The 15,674-nt window shown below is 72.2% G+C and carries 16 protein-coding genes; 2 read left to right on the forward strand and 14 right to left on the reverse strand.

The annotated features are described in order from the left end of the window. Positions 1-53: 53 nt before the first annotated feature. From ACGFZN_RS27225 to ACGFZN_RS27280, 12 genes are all read right to left on the reverse strand, one after another. On the reverse strand, positions 54-1,190 hold the full coding sequence (locus tag ACGFZN_RS27225; RefSeq protein WP_393861116.1) for a polyprenyl synthetase family protein: 1,137 nt from the start codon (positions 1,188-1,190) through the stop codon (positions 54-56). Then, complete coding sequence (gene hpnE / locus ACGFZN_RS27230; RefSeq protein WP_393861117.1) at positions 1,190-2,623, reverse strand: hydroxysqualene dehydroxylase HpnE; 1,434 nt, start codon at positions 2,621-2,623, stop codon at positions 1,190-1,192. Before hpnE ends, ACGFZN_RS27225 begins: the two co-directional genes overlap by 1 nt. Further along, positions 2,620-2,748 carry a DUF6380 family protein gene (locus ACGFZN_RS27235; RefSeq protein ID WP_393861118.1) on the reverse strand — a complete coding sequence of 43 codons (129 nt, stop codon included), beginning with the start codon at positions 2,746-2,748 and terminating at the stop codon, positions 2,620-2,622. The genes hpnE and ACGFZN_RS27235 overlap by 4 nt, the downstream gene beginning before the upstream one ends. Then, entirely contained in the window at positions 2,748-3,710 is a 963-nt protein-coding gene (gene hpnD, locus ACGFZN_RS27240) for a presqualene diphosphate synthase HpnD (RefSeq protein ID WP_393861119.1), read from the reverse strand. The genes ACGFZN_RS27235 and hpnD overlap by 1 nt, the downstream gene beginning before the upstream one ends. Beyond that, positions 3,707-4,603 (reverse strand): squalene synthase HpnC, encoded by an 897-nt coding sequence (hpnC, locus tag ACGFZN_RS27245; RefSeq protein WP_393861120.1) that lies wholly within the window; start codon positions 4,601-4,603, stop codon positions 3,707-3,709. Before hpnC ends, hpnD begins: the two co-directional genes overlap by 4 nt. Before the next feature lie 360 nt (positions 4,604-4,963). Next, complete coding sequence (locus tag ACGFZN_RS27250) at positions 4,964-5,752, reverse strand: ABC transporter ATP-binding protein (protein ID WP_393861121.1); 789 nt, start codon at positions 5,750-5,752, stop codon at positions 4,964-4,966. After that, positions 5,745-6,674: an ABC transporter permease gene (locus ACGFZN_RS27255; protein WP_393861122.1), complete on the reverse strand. Its 930-nt coding sequence runs from the start codon at positions 6,672-6,674 to the stop codon at positions 5,745-5,747. The genes ACGFZN_RS27250 and ACGFZN_RS27255 overlap by 8 nt, the downstream gene beginning before the upstream one ends. A gap of 93 nt (positions 6,675-6,767) precedes the next feature. Beyond that, complete coding sequence (locus ACGFZN_RS27260; RefSeq protein ID WP_393861123.1) at positions 6,768-7,652, reverse strand: glycosyltransferase family 2 protein; 885 nt, start codon at positions 7,650-7,652, stop codon at positions 6,768-6,770. Then, a complete protein-coding gene (locus ACGFZN_RS27265) occupies positions 7,649-8,428 on the reverse strand; it encodes a CDP-alcohol phosphatidyltransferase family protein (protein WP_393861124.1) in 780 nt (259 codons plus the stop codon). The genes ACGFZN_RS27260 and ACGFZN_RS27265 overlap by 4 nt, the downstream gene beginning before the upstream one ends. Then, on the reverse strand, positions 8,406-9,467 hold the full coding sequence (locus ACGFZN_RS27270; protein WP_393861125.1) for an iron-containing alcohol dehydrogenase family protein: 1,062 nt from the start codon (positions 9,465-9,467) through the stop codon (positions 8,406-8,408). Before ACGFZN_RS27270 ends, ACGFZN_RS27265 begins: the two co-directional genes overlap by 23 nt. After that, positions 9,455-10,207, reverse strand: a complete 753-nt coding sequence (locus tag ACGFZN_RS27275; RefSeq protein ID WP_393861126.1) for a sugar phosphate nucleotidyltransferase — start codon at positions 10,205-10,207, stop codon at positions 9,455-9,457. Before ACGFZN_RS27275 ends, ACGFZN_RS27270 begins: the two co-directional genes overlap by 13 nt. Then, positions 10,204-11,997, reverse strand: a complete 1,794-nt coding sequence (locus ACGFZN_RS27280; RefSeq protein WP_393861127.1) for a DUF5941 domain-containing protein — start codon at positions 11,995-11,997, stop codon at positions 10,204-10,206. The genes ACGFZN_RS27275 and ACGFZN_RS27280 overlap by 4 nt, the downstream gene beginning before the upstream one ends. A gap of 509 nt (positions 11,998-12,506) precedes the next feature. On the opposite strand from ACGFZN_RS27280, the gene ACGFZN_RS27285 reads away from it, so the two are divergent. Together ACGFZN_RS27285 and idi are read left to right on the forward strand one after the other, a co-directional pair. After that, positions 12,507-13,448 (forward strand): cation diffusion facilitator family transporter, encoded by a 942-nt coding sequence (locus ACGFZN_RS27285; RefSeq protein ID WP_393861128.1) that lies wholly within the window; start codon positions 12,507-12,509, stop codon positions 13,446-13,448. 174 nt (positions 13,449-13,622) lie between these two features. Then, the gene (gene idi / locus ACGFZN_RS27290) at positions 13,623-14,216 is read left to right on the forward strand and encodes an isopentenyl-diphosphate Delta-isomerase (protein ID WP_393861129.1); all 594 of its coding nucleotides are present in this window, start codon (positions 13,623-13,625) and stop codon (positions 14,214-14,216) included. 168 nt (positions 14,217-14,384) lie between these two features. Here idi and ACGFZN_RS27295 read toward each other — a convergent pair whose 3' ends face one another. Together ACGFZN_RS27295 and ACGFZN_RS27300 are read right to left on the reverse strand one after the other, a co-directional pair. Next, positions 14,385-14,879 (reverse strand): ATP-binding protein, encoded by a 495-nt coding sequence (locus tag ACGFZN_RS27295; RefSeq protein WP_393861254.1) that lies wholly within the window; start codon positions 14,877-14,879, stop codon positions 14,385-14,387. A 175-nt stretch (positions 14,880-15,054) separates the two neighbouring features. After that, on the reverse strand, positions 15,055-15,654 hold the full coding sequence (locus ACGFZN_RS27300; RefSeq protein ID WP_393861130.1) for an HdeD family acid-resistance protein: 600 nt from the start codon (positions 15,652-15,654) through the stop codon (positions 15,055-15,057). Positions 15,655-15,674 lie beyond the last annotated feature (20 nt).

Genomic DNA, 15,674 nt, shown 5'->3' on the forward strand with positions numbered 1-15,674 from the left:
CGATCCTCGGACACCGGCCGGCGACTACGCGAGGCGTGTTCGGCCGATAGTGATCATCTCTTTCGTACGACGACGAAGTCGGCGAGCGCCGTGAAGGACTCCCGCACCCGGTCGGGCATGTCGACGGCGTCGAGGGCTTCGATGGCGATGGTGTGCTGACGGCGCGCTTCCTCAGCCGTCCAGTCGCGGCCGCCGGCCTGCTCGATGAGGGCCGCGCGGGCCGCGAACTCCTCCTCAGAGAAGTTCTCGAAGTCGCTGCTCTTGGCGTCCGCGGCGAGCATCTCGCCGAGCTGCTCGGAGGCGGGGCCGCCGGCCGCGAGCGCGGCGACGACCGGCAGGGACTTCTTGCGCTGGCGCAGGTCGCTCCAGGTCTGCTTGCCGGTGGCCTCCGGGTCGCCCCAGATGCCGAGCAGGTCGTCGACGGCCTGGAAGGCGAGGCCGAGGTGGTGGCCGTAGCGCTCCAGCGCGTCGGCGGTGGCGTCGTCCGCGCCGCCGAGGACCGCGCCGATGGAGCTGGACGCGGCGAGCAGCGCGCCGGTCTTGTTGCCCTCCATCTCCAGGCACTCCTCGACGCTGACGCGGTCGCGGTGCTCGTAGGAGATGTCCTGGGCCTGACCGTCGATCAGGGCGCGGGTGGCGGTGGTGAGCCGGCGGGTGGCGCGGCCGGCCTCGACGCTGCCGAGTTCCAGCAGGACCTCGTTGGCCAGGGCGAACAGCGCGTCGCCGACCAGGATGGCCTGGGCGGGGCCGTGCACCTTCCAGACGGTGTCGCGGTGCCGGCGCTGCTCGTCGCCGTCCATCAGGTCGTCGTGCAGCAGCGAGAAGTTGTGTACGAGTTCGACGGCCACGGCGCCCGGGATGCCCACCTCGGGCGCGGCGCCGGTGACCTCGGCGGAGAGCACGGCGAGCGCGGGGCGCACGGCCTTGCCGCCGTCGCCGTCGGCCGGGTTGCCGGCGGCGTCGATCCAGCCGAAGTGGTAGGCGGCGACGGTGTCCATCGGAGGCGCCAGCCGGTCGACGGCCGCACGCAGGACCGGAGTGGCCAGGGTCCGGCCGCGCTCCAGCAGCGCGGTCACGTCCACCGCGGCCCGTGGGGCGGGCGTCGAGGCCGGGGGCACAGTGGGCACAGTCTCTCCTCTTGTTGCGGTACCGGGGGTGCGGGGGCCTGCCGCGGGCTGCTGATCGGGCATCAGGCCGCCTCCTCGAACTCGAAGAGGTGGCGGGGGCGGGGCCGGCCCAGGGCGCCGAGGGCGGCGTCGGCCGCGCTCACTCCGCTGCGGACCGCACTCTCCATGGTCGCGGGCCACCCGGTGGCGGTCCACGCACCGGCCAGGTACAGGCCGGGGGCCTTGGTGCGGGCGCCGGGCCTGAGGCGTCCGACGCCGGGGGCGGGGGCGAACGTGGCCGTGCGCTCCCGGGTTACGAAGAAGTCCTTCACCACGGCGCCGCGGGTACCCGGAATGATTCGTTCCAGCTCCGGCAGGTAGCGCTCGCGGAGCTCGGAGACCGGCAGGTCGATCTCGTCCTGCGCGGCCGACTGGGACAGCGCCAGGTACTGGCCCTCGGTCAGCCCGGAGGCGTCGGTGCGGTCGAACACCCACTGCACGGGGGTGCCCAGGGCCGCGAAGAACGGCCGGGCGAGCACCCTGCGGTCGTAGACCACATGGACGTTGAGGATCGGCGCGGTGCCGATCGCGAGCAGCCGCTCGGGGTCGTCGAGGGCGCCGGGCGGCAGCAGGCCGTGGGCCTCGCGCTGGGGTACGGCGAGGACGACGGCGTCGGCTTCCAGGCTCTCTCCGGGAACCTGAACGCTCCACGTGCCGTTTTCGTTGGTAGAGACGGAGGTGACGCGTGTACGGACCTCGGTACGGACGCCCGCGGAGTCGAGCGCCTTGCGGGCCAGCCGGTCGTGCAGTTCGCCCAGCGGGACGCGGGCCCAGCCGATGTCGGCCGCGCCCGGGTCGGACAGCAGACCGGTCTTGAACACCATCGCGGCGAGCCCCAGCGAGGCGTCGGAGGCGACCGCGTTGAGGGTGGCGACCCCGACCAGGTCCCACAGGGCCTCGACGGCGCGCGCCGACTGGCCGTGCGCGGCCAGCCAGCTGCCGAAGTCCTGGGTGTCCAGGACCGGGTCGGCGAGGTCGAGCCCCTTCAGCGCGAGCGCGGCCCGCCCGACCGCGGCGCGCTCGGCGAGCGAGAGGTGCGGATAGGCGGCCAGGCTGCGTCCCAGGTGGAGGGGGACGGGCAGCGGGTCGCGCCGCAGCCGGCCGAGCCGCCTGCCCTCGGGCTTGGCGGCGTCGACGACGGGCACGTCCAGGCGGTCCTGCAGCGGTGCCAGCGCCGCGCCCTCGATCCGGTCGAGGAACCAGCGGTAGGCGGTGCAGCAGCGCAGGTACACGTGCTGGCCGTTGTCGACGGTCAGGTCGCCGCGCTGGAAGGAGAAGGCGAGGCCGCCCAGCCTGGGCCTGCCTTCGAGCAGGGTGACGCGGACCCCCGCGTCGGCGAGTGCCAGGGCCGCGGTGATCCCGGCGAGCCCGCCGCCGACCACGACGGCGCGGCGGCCCGCGGCGCCCTCCTCTCCGGCGGTGCCGTGCGCCTGTGCGGGGCGCGAGCCGTCGCTCATGGTGCGTCCTTCCGTACGTGCCGAGCGTGCAGGTTGAACGGTGCACGCTCCGCCGTCGCAGTCAGGGACGCCACGCCGCAGTGGAGGGTTGCCTGCCGCATGTCTCCTGGTTCGCCGTGTTCCATCAGGCGCGCCTCCTGAGGGAACGGGGAGGGACATGGCGGGTCACATGCCGGGTGTCCAGACCGGACAGACCGCGTACGGCGACGTACGCCTTCTCGCGTCCGGGCAGCGAGACCCTGCCGCGCAGCACCGCCTCGGGGTCGCGCTCGATGCGGTCCAGCAGCCGGCGGTAGATGCCGGCCATGGCGGCCACACAGGCTCCGCTGCGCCGGTCGAGCATGGGGAGCAGCTGGTAGCCCTCGGCGAAAAGAGCGCGGGCCCGTCGCACTTCGAAGTGCACGAGGCCCGCGAAGTCGGAGCCCTCCGGCGGGGTCGGCCCGTCGAACCCGGCCGAACAGCCGAACTTGGCGAGGTCGTCGGCGGGCAGATAGGTACGGCCGCCGGCCGCGTCCTCGCGGACGTCCCTGAGGATGTTGGTCAGCTGCAGGGCGAGGCCGAGGGTGTCGGCGTACTCGGGGGCGCGCTCGGCGCCGCGCGCTCCCGGTTCGGTGCCGAAGACGCCGAGCGAGAGCCGGCCGATGGCGCCGGCGACGCACCGGCAGTACACCTTCAGGTCGTCCCAGGTCTCGTAGGTCTCGCCGCGCACGTCCATCTGGACGCCGTCGATCAGCTCGTCGAGTCCGCCGAGCGGGATCGGGAAGGCGCGCGCCGCATGGGCGAGGGCGACGGCGACCGGATCGGTGTCGTCCTCCTCGACCTCGTCCGCGCGGACCCGGGCGAGCAGCGCCCTGGTGTCCTCGAGCCGCTTCAGCTTCACCTCGTCGGCCAGGTCGCCGTCGCCGATGTCGTCCACGCGCCGGGAGAACGCGTACAGCGCCGACATGGCGCGGCGCTTGGGCGTGGGCAGCAGGCGGATGCCGTAGGCGAAGTTGCGCGCCTGCTGCCCGGTGACGGTCTCGCAGTAGCTGTAGGCGGCGAGTACCGGTGCGGACACGTGCGACGGAGAATCCACGGTCCGGATCACCCCTCTCCTCGCAGGATCACGCCCGCCTCACGCAGCAACTGGACCTTGCCGGGCTTGGGCGGGCCGGGAAGTACGTCGTAATCGGCGGCGGCGACCGCGCGGATCGCCGCCCTTCCCCCCGCCACGAACCCTGCGAGCAGCAGCTTCAACCTGCCGTGGACGCTACCCACGAGGGGAGCGCCTTCATTCAGCAGATCACGGGCGCGTTGTGCCTCGTATGCAACCAGGGCGCGCACCGATGCGCCCGCGGTTTTCGCGCCAAGATCGGATTCCTGGACGTGGAAGCGCTTCATGTCCGCGGCCGGGAGGTAGATCCGGTCCCGGCGGAGGTCCTCGGCGACGTCCTGGAGGTGCTCCACGATCTGCAGCGCGGTGCAGATCGCGTCGGAGAGCCGGACCCGCTCGGGGGTGGAGGTCCCGGTGACGGCGAGGACGAGGCGGCCGACGGGGTTGGCGGACAGTTCGCAGTAGGCGAGGAGGTCGTCGTAGGTCTCGTAGCGGGAGACGAGCTGGTCCTGCCGGTTGGCGGCGATCAGGCCGAGGAAGGGCTCGGGGGTGAGGGAGCGGCGGCGGACGGTGGGCTGCAGCCGGCGCAGCAGCGGATGGCGCGGGGTGCCGTCGAAGACGCGGCGCAGGTCGGCCTCGAAGGCGTCGAGGAGGACGAGGCGGTTCTCGGCCTCGGTGGCCGACACGCCGAGGAAACGGGCGTCGGCGCCGCCGGGGGCGAGGTCACCGTCGCCGATGTCGTCGACCAGGCGGGCGAAGCCGTAGACGGCCGTGAGGTCGGCGCGCCAGGCCCTGGGCAGGAAGAACGGCGCCACGGGGAAGTTCTCGCTCGCGGCCTTGTCGAGGGTGGCGCGCTCCGGGTCTTGCGCCGTCTCGGTCGCCGTCATCGGGCGCTGCCCGGCGCGGGGACGGCACATGCTGCGTTGAGCTGGGGAGTTTCCGTAGCCATTGCCGTCACATCTCCCGTTCTACACTGCCGACCCAATACACACTATTTCGGACACGCCGCCCAGCAATTCGCGAGGTCGCCCCGGCTCGGGGTGTCGCGCATTATCGCCCCACTTGCCGCTTTCAGGCGCCAGTACAGCTTACGTTGTACAACGCAGCGAGGTTCGTCGGGGTGTCCTGCACATCACAACAACACACCGATTGGCTCCAAGATTCCTGACATCAAACGGAGTTGACGATTCCGTTATAGACGCGGGGCCCCGCCGGACGGATTCCGGCGGGGCCGTGGCCGAAACGCGTCACTTGCCGGTGAACTTCTCGTACTCCTTCAGCACCTCTTCGGTCGGCCCGTCCATCCGCAGTTCGCCTCGCTCCAGCCACAGGACGCGGTTGCAGGTGTCCCGGATGGACTTGTTGTTGTGGCTGACCAGAAAGACCGTGCCGGCCTCCTTGCGCAGTTCCCGGATGCGTGCCTCCGAGCGCTTCTGGAACTTGCGGTCACCGGTGGCCAGCGCCTCGTCGATCATGAGGACGTCGTGGTCCTTGGCGGCGGCGATGGAGAACCGCAGCCGGGCGGCCATGCCGGAGGAGTACGTGCGCATCGGCAGGGTGATGAAGTCGCCCTTCTCGTTGATGCCCGAGAAGTCCACGATGTCCTGGTAGCGCTCCTTGATCTCCTCCCGGGACATCCCCATGGCGAGCCCGCCCAGGATGACGTTGCGCTCGCCGGTGAGGTCGTTCATCAGGGCCGCGTTGACACCGAGCAGCGAGGGCTGGCCGTCGGTGTAGACCTTGCCCCGCTCGGCGGGCAGCAGGCCGGCGATGGCCCGCAGCAGCGTGGACTTGCCGGAGCCGTTGGAGCCGATCAGCCCGATCGCCTCGCCGCGGTAGGCGACGAAGGACACGCCGCGCACGGCGTGCACCTTGCGCACCCCCCGCGCCGAGTCGCCGGAGCCCCGCCCGACGATGCGGCTGAGGGCCGCCGTCGCGCTGCCCTTGCCGGTCCTGGCGCCGTTGACGCGGTAGACGATGTGCAAGTCGTCCGCGATGACGGTGGGGCGGCGCTCCCCGGTGTGCTGCTCAGCCACGGCCGTACCGCTCCTCCGCCTTCCAGAAGTACACGAACCCGCCGGCGAAGACGACGACGGCCCAGAACAGCGCGATGGCCCACACGTGCGGCGGCAGGTTGGAGGCGCCGTAGCCGTCGATCAGGGCGTAGCGCATCAGGTCCATGTAGACCGCGGCGGGGTTGACCTGGAGCAGCCGGACGGCGATCTCGGAGCGGCCCTCCATCATCTTGTTGATGGAGAACATGACGCCCGAGGTGTACATCCAGGTGCGCAGGATGAACGGCATCAGCTGCGCGAGGTCCGGTGTCTTGGCGCCCATCCGGGCCACGATCAGCGCGAGCCCGGTGTTGAACAGGAACTGCAGCAGCAGGACCGGCACGATCAGCAGCCACGCGGGGCTCGGGTAGCTGCCGAAGCCGATCGCCACGACGAACATCACGATCATCGAGAACAGCAGCTGCTGGAGCTGCTGCAGCGAGAACGAGATGGGCAGCGAGGCACGCGGGAAGTGCAGGGCCCGCACCAGGCCCAGGTTGCCGGAGATCGCGCGGACCCCGGACATCACCGAGCTCTGCGTGAAGGTGAACACGAACACGCCCGTGACCAGGAACGGGATGTAGACGTCCTGGGACAGGCCGCGGCTCGCGTGCAGGATCACGCCGAAGATGAAGTAGTACACGCCCGCGTTCAGCAGCGGCGTCGCCACCTGCCACAGCTGGCCGAGCTTGGCCTGGCTGTACTGCGCCGTCAGCTTCGCCTGCGAGAAGGCGAGGACGAAGTGGCGCCGCCCCCACAGCTGGCGGACGTAACCGGGCAGGGAGGGGCGGGCGCCGCTCACGGCGAGCCCGTACTTGGCGGCCAGCTGCGCCGCCGTCAGCCCCTCGTCGGGCGACGGTATCGCGCTCACCGCGACCCCGCCGTCATGCGTTGTGTGACTCACGAGTGGAAATCCGGACTCTCTTGGGTAAGAAGCTTGCTCTCTTCGGGTAAGAGAAGCTTCTCAGATCGCCGCGGACCGGCCCAGCCGGGTCGGTCAGATCACCGGGGGCCGGCCCAGCCGGGTCAGCCGCCACACCGTGCGCCACTTCATCGGGCGGCGTGGGCCGCACGGCGTGGTCCAGCCCTCCCGGAAGCCGCCGAACCACGCCCGCAGCGCCGGACGCGAGGGACGGCGGACCAGGGTGAGCAGCAGCCACACGCCGAGGTAGACGGGCACCAGGGGCGCCGGGAGGTTGCGGCGGGCCAGCCACACGCGGTTGCGGGCGACCATGCGGTGGTAGACCGCGTGCCGCGAAGGCGCGGTCGTCGGGTGGTAGAGCACCATGTCGGAGCGGTAGTCGATCATCCAGCCGGCGTCGAGGGCCCGCCAGGCCAGGTCCGTCTCCTCGTGGGCGTAGAAGAAGGCGTCGGGCAGCCCGCCGACCTCGGCGAAGACGCGGGTGCGCACCGCGTTGGCGCCGCCGAGGAAGGTGGTGACCCGCGAGGAGCGCATCGGATCGGAGGCCCGCAGCCGGGGCACGTGGCGGCGCTGGGTCTCGCCGGTCTCCGGGTCGGCGATGCGGAAGCTGATGATGCCGAGCCTCGGGTCGGCCTCGAACGCCTCCCGGCACAGCTGGGCGGTGTCGTGCCGGGCGAGCAGGCCGTCGTCGTCGAGGAAGAGCAATATGTCGACATCGCGGCCGCCGGGTCCGAAGGCCTCGATGCCGACGTTGCGGCCGCCGGGGATGCCCAGGTTCTCGGGCAGCTCGATGGTGCGCACGCCCTCGGGGACGTCCGGGACCGGCGAGCCGTTGCCGACGACGACCACCTCGACCGGGTCGCCGTCCTGCTTGGCGACCGAGTCGAGCAGGGCCCGCAGCTCCTCCGGCCGGTTGCCCATGGTGATGACGACGGCGCCGACCCGCATGGCCGCGCTCACTTCAGCCTGCTGGAGGCGAGGATGGACACCAGGTGCAGCAGGGTCTGCAGCAGGGCGATGCCGGCCAGCACCGCCACCCCCAGCCGGGAGAAGAACAGGTCGCCGCGCACGTGGTCGACGATCGCGAGGACCAGGATCAGCAGGGACGCCTCGATGCCGAGGATCAGCCGGTGGAACTTCAGGGCGGCGGCGGCCCGGCGGGCCAGCGCCATGCCGGAAGAGCGCATCTCGGCGGCGGCCTCCTTGACCGGCGGCTTGCCGGCCTGGTGGCGGGCGACGCCGACCAGGTCGGTCTCGGCCTTGATCAGGATCGCGCCGAGCGCGGCGAGGGTGCCGAGGAAGGCCCACAGCCAGTCGATACGGCCGCTGCCCCACAGGTCGGCGGCGCGCAGGCCGAAGCCCGTGAGCACCGCGGCGTCCGTGAGGTAGGCGCCGACCCGGTCCAGGTAGACGCCGTTGAGCGAGTACTGCTTCTTCCAGCGCGCTATCTCGCCGTCGACGCAGTCCAGCAGCAGGTACAGCTGCACGCAGACCACGCCGAGCACGGCGCCCCCGATCCCCGGCACCAGCAGTGCCGGGGCCGCGAGCACGCCGAAGACGGTCATCAGGTACGTGAGCTGGTTGGGCGTGACCCTGGTGTTCACCAGGTAGCGGTCGACCCGCAGGGACACCTCGCGCATGTAGAGGCGTCCCATCCAGTGCTCACCGCTGCGCCGGTCCTTCACCCCCGCGGGGTGGACGACCGGACGGAGTTCAGCTACCGATGGCCTTGACATAGTCGGCGTAGATGTCCTTGATCTGGTTCGTCTTGAGGTCGAGGTGTTCGAGGATCGTGTAGCGGCCGGGGCGGGTCTCCGGGGCGAACTCCACGACCCGGACGAACTCGTCCACGGTGAAGCCGATCTCCTCCGGCAGCACCGGAAGCCCGTGCCGGTGCAGCACCCCGGCCGTGTGGACCGCCTCCTCGTGCGCCCCGCGCAGGTACATCGCGAAGGCCGCGCCGAGTCCGCACTGCTCGCCGTGGGCGGCCGCCCGCTTGGGGAAGAGCAGGTCGAAGGCGTGGTTGATCTCGTGGCAGGAGCCGGACGACGGGCGGGAGTCGCCGGAGATCGACATCGAGATGCCGCTGAGCACCAGCGCCTCGGCGAGCACCTGGAGGAAGTCGTTGTCGCCGATGCCGCCGGGGTGGCGCAGCACCGCCTCGCCGGCCTGGCGGGCCATGGCGGCGGCGAGACCGTCGATCTTCTCGCCGTTGACCCGGTTGGACAGCTCCCAGTCCTTGACCGCGTTGATGTTGGACACCGCGTCGCCGATGCCGGCGCGGACGAAGCGGGCCGGGGCCTCGCGGATCACGTCCAGGTCGATGACGACCGCGATGGGGTTGGGCACGCCGTAGGAGCCGCGTCCGGCGTCGTTGTCGAGCGTGGCGACCGGCGAGCACAGGCCGTCGTGCGCGAGGTTCGTCGGTACGGCGACCAGGGGCAGGCCGACGCGGGCCGCGGCGAACTTGGCACAGTCGATGATCTTGCCGCCGCCGAGGCCGACGACCGCGTCGTAGTGGCCGGACTTCATCTCGCCGGCCAGCCGGATCGCGTCGTCGAGGGTGCCGCCGCCGACCTCGTACCAGGTGGCGCCCGGCAGCGAGGGGGCGATCCGCTCGCGCAGCCTGGCGCCGGAGCCGCCGCTGACGGCGACCGCGAGCCGGCCGGACTGCGCGATGCGCTCGTCGGCGAGGACACCGGCCAGGTCGTCCAGGGCACCCGGGCGGATGTCCACGACGACCGGCGAGGGAATCAGCCGGGTCAGGAGCGGCACGCGATCTCCCGTCCCCGGGCCAGGTCGTCGTGGTTGTCGATCTCGACCCAGTCCACGTCGCCGATCGGCGCCACGTCGATGCGGAAACCGCGGTTCACCAGTTCCTGGTAGCCGTGCTCGTAGAACTGCTGCGGGTCGGTCTCCCAGACCGTCTTCAGCGCGTCGGCCAGCTCGGGCGCGGCGTCGCCCTCGATCAGGGTGACGCCGATGTACTCGCCGGTGGCCTCGGCGGGGTCCATCAGCTTGGTGATCCTCGTCATGCCCTTCCCGGGGTCGACGACGACCTTCATCTCCTCGTCCGCGAGGGACTTCACGGTGTCCAGCGCGAGGATGATCCTCTTGCCCTCGCCGCGCGCGGCGAGCAGGGTCTTCTCGACGGAGACGGGGTGGACGGTGTCGCCGTTGGCGAGGATCACGCCGTCCTTGAGGGCGTCACGGCCGCACCACAGGGAGTAGGCGTTGTTCCACTCCTCGGCCTTGTCGTTGTCGATCAGGGTGAGCTTGAGGCCGTACTTCCGCTCCAGGGCCGCCCTGCGCTCGTACACGGCTTCCTTGCGGTAGCCCACGATGATCGCGGCCTCGGTCAGGCCGACCTCGGCGAAGTTGGCGAGGGTGAGGTCCAGCACCGTCGGTTCGCCCTCTATGCCCGCGGGCCCCACCGGCACCAGCGCCTTGGGCAGGGTGTCGGTGTACGGGCGCAGACGCCGTCCGGCGCCGGCCGCGAGCACGAGGCCGATCATGCGGGTTCTCCTTCGTCGTGTACGGCTGGGGCCCCGGCGGAGACCCAGAAGCGGATGCTCTCGGCGAGCACCACGAGGGCGACGGCCACGGCGAGGACCGTGAGCGCGACCGTGAACTGCGCGGCGGTGAGCACCGCGGCCAGGACGGTGACGAGGAGCGTGCGCCCCTCGTGCCCCCCGATGCAGCGCACCAGCCAGGCCGGGGGCGCTCCGGCGTCGCCGCGGATGCGGTACACCGTGTCGTAGTGATGGTAGGCGACGGCCGCCACCAGGCCGAAAGCCGCCGGCAGGGCGCCGTTCACCCCTGCTTTGCCCGCGAGGATCAGGACGGTGCCGTACTCGGCGGCGCGGAAGAAGGGCGGGACCAGCCAGTCGAGGGCGCCCTTGAGGGGGCGGGAGACGGCCACCGCCGACAGGACGGTGTACCCGGCGGCGCACAGCACGGTCGGCCAGCCGGCGCCCCACAGCAGCGCCCCCGCGGTCACCAGGGCGCCGCCGGCCAGGGCGGCGTACGACGCGGCGCGCGGATAGGCGCCACGGCCCGCGCGGACCAGCAGGCCGGCGAGCGGCCCGCTGTCGGCGAGGTCCGCCAGCGCCCGCGCGGCGCGGTCGGTGCGCCGGGCCTTGCGGGTCAGGGAGCGCAGCACGCGGCCCGCCGTGGTGTAGGCGGCCGCGAAGGCGCAGCCGGCGAGCAGGACCCAGAAGGTGATCCGCGGGGTCGTCGCCGCCGTCAGGACCGCTATCAGCGCCCACCGCTCGCCGATGGGCAGGACGATCATGCGGCGCACCCAGACCGTCCAGCCGACGCTGTCCAGCTTGTCGGAGAGGGAAGCGGTGGGGCTGGTGTTGGCGGTGGCGTCGTGGTTGGCCTCGTTGAAGGAGAAGTCGACGACGTGCCGGCAGGTCTGCAGGACCATCGCGCCGAGGGCGAGGGCCCACACGTCGTCGCCGCCGCGGGCCGCGCCGAGGGCGAGGCCGGCGTAGTAGGCGTACTCCTTGGCCCGGTCGAAGGTGGCGTCCAGCCAGGCGCCGAGCGTGGAGTACTTCAGGGCGTAGCGGGCGAGCTGGCCGTCGGTGCAGTCCAGCACGAAGGACGCGATCAGCAGCACGCCGGCCGCGACGAACCCCGCGCGCGTGCCCGTCGCCGCGCAGCCGGCCGCGACGAGGGCGGTGAGCAGCGAGGCCGTGGTGACCTGGTTGGGGGTCAGGCCCCGGCGGGCGCACCAGCGGGCGAGGTAGCGGGAGTAGGGGCTGATGAAGAAGGTGGTGAAGAACCCGTCGCGGGACTTCACGGCGGACTTCAGGCGTACGGCCTCGTCGTCGACGGCGGCGACGGCCTGCCGTGCCTCGTTGCGTGCCTGCGGGTCGGCGGGGACGGCGGCGACCAGACTGCCCAGCTCCGGTCGGTGCACCTCGCAGCCGTCGGCGTCGAGGGCGGTGACGACCCGGTCGGCGAGGCTGTCCACGGCGAGCGCGGTGCCGCCGCCGGCGGTGGTCTCGCGGGCCACGGCCCGGGTCAGCGCCTGCCGGGCGGCCGGCTGGGCGGTGACGGCGCCGGGGACCGCGGCGAGCGGGAAGCGCGGGTCGGTCAGGCCGAGGCGCAGGGCGTGCCGGTGGCCGACGAAGCGGGCGTCGACCAGGGCCACGCGGTCGCCGGCCGGAGCGGCGGCGAGCAGGGTCTCGGCCTCGGCGGCGTCCGCTGCCACCCGGACGTCGAAGCCGAGAGACCGCAGATCGTGCTCGAGGGTCGATCCGGGGACCGGCTGACCGGTGACGATGGCGGTCGACAACCGAACTCACTCCCTGGGTGCCGGCGCGTTGGCACCGGCTGTCTCGCATGGTGGGGCGCCCTGCCGACGGCACCCGGGCGGCATGTCGGCAGAGGCTATCGGATGGCCGCAGACCCGTGTTCACCGGCCGTTCACGGCCCGGCCCACGCAGGCTGCCCCGGCCTTTGCCGCGATCATCATCGGGGATCCGGGGCCCGCCCCACAAACCCGTCGGCGCAGACCGGGGCAACCGGGACAGGCGAGGGTCCCGCACGGGGTGGACGTCCATGACCGGCCGATCACCGGCGGAGCCGGAAGCCCGCGAGCGGGGCCGGCGGCTGCACCGGGGCGGGTGGGCCCGCGCTCGAGCCGTACCGGAGCGGCGGTGCACACCGAACCGCCCCGCCCCTCACCTGCGGAACGTTTCCGCAGGTCACGGCACATGACAACGGTGTTCAATGCCGCGTTGCCCCATACCCCCCGCCCGTAGTTCACTGGGTGCCGGACGGAGCGCGGAAGGGCGGTTGGCAATGGGGGCAGGGCACGACCACGGGCACGCGCACAGCCATGCCCCGGCCACCGGAACGGCCGCGGCCGCGTACCGCGGCCGGCTGCGGATCGCGCTGGGCATCACGCTCACGATCATGGTGGTGGAGCTGGTCGGCGGTGTGCTGGCCGACTCGCTGGCGCTGATCGCCGACGCGGCCCACATGGCCACCGACGCCGTGGGCCTCGGCATGGCGCTGCTCGCGATCCACTTCGCCAACCGCCCGCCCAGCGCGAACCGCACGTTCGGCTACGCCCGCGCGGAGATCCTCGCCGCCCTGGCCAACTGCCTGCTGCTGCTCGGGGTCGGCGGATACGTCCTGTACGAGGCCGCCCAGCGGTTCGTGACGCCCGCGGAGACCCGCGGTGGTCTGATGGTCGTGTTCGGTGTGATCGGACTGGTCGCGAACTCGGTCTCGCTGACCCTGCTGATGCGCGGGCAGAAGGAGAGCCTGAACGTGCGCGGCGCCTTCCTGGAGGTCGCGGCGGACGCGCTCGGCTCGTTCGCGGTGCTGGTCTCCGCGCTGGTGATCCTGACCACCGGCTGGCAGCGCGCGGACCCGGTCGCCTCGCTGGCCATCGGCCTGATGATCGTGCCGAGGACGCTGAAGCTGCTGCGCGAGACGCTGGACGTGCTGCTGGAGGCGGCCCCGAAGGGCGTCGACATGGCCGAGGTCCGGGCCCACATCCTGGCGCTGGACGGCGTGGAGGACGTCCACGACCTGCACGCCTGGACGATCACCTCCGGGATGCCGGTGCTCTCGGCCCATGTGGTGGTGAGCTCCGACCTGCTGAGCGCCGTGGGTCACGAGAAACTGCTGCACGAGCTGCAGGGCTGCCTCGGCGACCACTTCGACGTCGAGCACTGCACCTTCCAGCTGGAGCCGGGCGGGCACGCGGAGCACGAGGCCCGGCTGTGCCACTGAGCCCCGGCCGGGTGTTCCCCGGTGGGGGGAGGTTCCGGGCTCCGCCGTCGCGGGCACGATGATCTACCGGGTCCGCCATCCGGCGCGCGCCGCGCGCGGAGGTGCCGGTAAGTGCCGGGAGTGCCGGATTCGTACGGCAGACTTGGGGTGCGAAGACCGAGGCGAAGGATGGGTATGCCGATCACACCTGCCACCGCGACGCACAGCTCGTCCAATGGCACCGCAGAGGCGATTTTGCTGGAACTGGTCGACGAGAAGGGTGTGACGATCGGTACGGCGGAGAAGCTCGCCGCCCATCAGCCGCCGGGGCAGTTGCACCGCGCGTTCTCGGTGTTCCTCTTCGACGACCACGGCCGGCTGCTGCTGCAGCAGCGGGCGCTCGGCAAGTACCACTCCCCCGGTGTGTGGTCCAACACCTGCTGCGGCCACCCGTACCCGGGCGAGGCGCCGTTCGCCGCCGCGGCCCGGCGCACCTTCGAGGAGCTGGGCGTGTCGCCCTCGCTGCTGGCGGAGGCGGGCACGGTCCGCTACAACCACCCGGACCCGGCCTCGGGCCTGGTGGAGCAGGAGTACAACCACCTGTTCGTCGGCCTGGTGCAGGCGCCGCTCGCGCCGGACGCCGACGAGGTCGCCCAGACCGCGTTCGTGACGGCGGCCGAGCTGGCGGAGCGGCACGCCCGCGATCCGTTCTCGGCCTGGTTCATGACCGTGCTGGACGCGGCCCGTCCCGCGATCAGGGAGCTGACGGGCCCGTCCGCGGGCTGGTGAGCACCTTCCGCACAAGCGTTGCCGGGCCTGTGCCCCGCCGCCTCCGGGCGCGGGCACGGGCCCGCGCCGCGAGGGCCTGCCCGGTACTGCGCGTCGTTGCCCGAGGGGCGGCCGTGCGCCCGCTGCGGAGCGGCCGACGCATGCCGTGGGTGCGGGGCCGGACAGGCGCTACAGCACCGTCGCGGGCTTGAGCGGCAGGGCGGCCCAGATGACCTTGCCGCCGCTCGCGGTGTGCTCCACGTCGACCGTCCCGCCCGCCTCCCGTGCCACCTCGCGGACCAGCAGCAGGCCCCGGCCGCCGGTCTGGCCGTGATCGGCCTCCAGCGCGGTCGGGCGGTACGGGTGGTTGTCCTCCACGGACACCCGCACCCACTCGGCTCCGACGGCGACCTCCACGGCCAGCGTCGGCGACAGCAGCGCCGCGTGCCGGACCGCGTTGGTGACCAGCTCGGAGACGATCAGCAGCAGGCCGTGCACCAGGTCGTCGGAGACCGGCACGCCCTGGCGCAGCAGCAGGTCCCGTACGGCGTGCCGGGCCTGCGGCACCGAGGCGTCCACCGCGGGCGCGGTGAACCGCCAGACGCCCTCGTACGGCAGTGGATCGGGCGGCCGCTCGGCGCCCCCCGCTGGGCGCGGGCCGTCCCCGCGCCCGTGGTTGTCCATCGTCCGGTCGCCACCCTCGCGCTCGATTGTCACCACACGTCGAGTGTTGGTAACGATCCGCTCCGCTCCGCCGACCTGAACACAAGTCAGCGGGTATCGAGCGGTTTCTGACCGAGTGCGTATGACACGGTCACGTGGAGGACTGCTTCCGGTCGCCCGGACGCCGGTTCGCGAACTAATCGGGTCGTACGGGTTTGGGCTGCTCCCGGCCCGAGACGAGTCCGACGACACGGCGGCCGCCGTAGCCGGTGGCGACGAGGCCGAGCCCGTCGAAGAGCAGGGCCAGCGAGAAGAAGGTTCCGATGACGTACTGGCTGCTGCTCGGCCAGGAGCCGAGGACCAGGATGCCGAGCAGCAGGTCGAAGGCGCCGAGGAGCAGTGTCCAGCCCAGCTGCGGCCCGCGCACGACCAGGCCGCCGGCCAGCCGGAAGAGGCCCGCGGACAGGAACAGCAGCGCGGCGAACATGGTGAGCGCGGCGGCCGTGGCGTGCGGCAGGTGGATGACGACGACGCCGGCCGCGATGTTCAGGGCGGCGACGACGGCGCCGAGCCAGAAGAAGCTGGTGCCGCGGGCCTGGACCGCGTGCAGCAGGCCGACGATCCCGCCGACCAGCAGCAGCCAGCCGAACAGCAGCATGGAGGTCAGCGTGGCCACGGCGGTGTAGAGGAGTCCGACGAGCCCGCCGAGGACGAGGACGGCGCCGAGGACGGCGAGCAGCCCGAAGCCTCGGTTGAGTCGGGTGGCGCGGTCCTCGCGCGTGCCGGACTTGGCCATCGCGGCCCCCTCGGTCCTGT

Origin of the sequence: Streptomyces sp. NPDC048192 (genome assembly GCF_043202415.1) — a bacterium.
Lineage (GTDB): Bacteria > Actinomycetota > Actinomycetes > Streptomycetales > Streptomycetaceae > Streptomyces.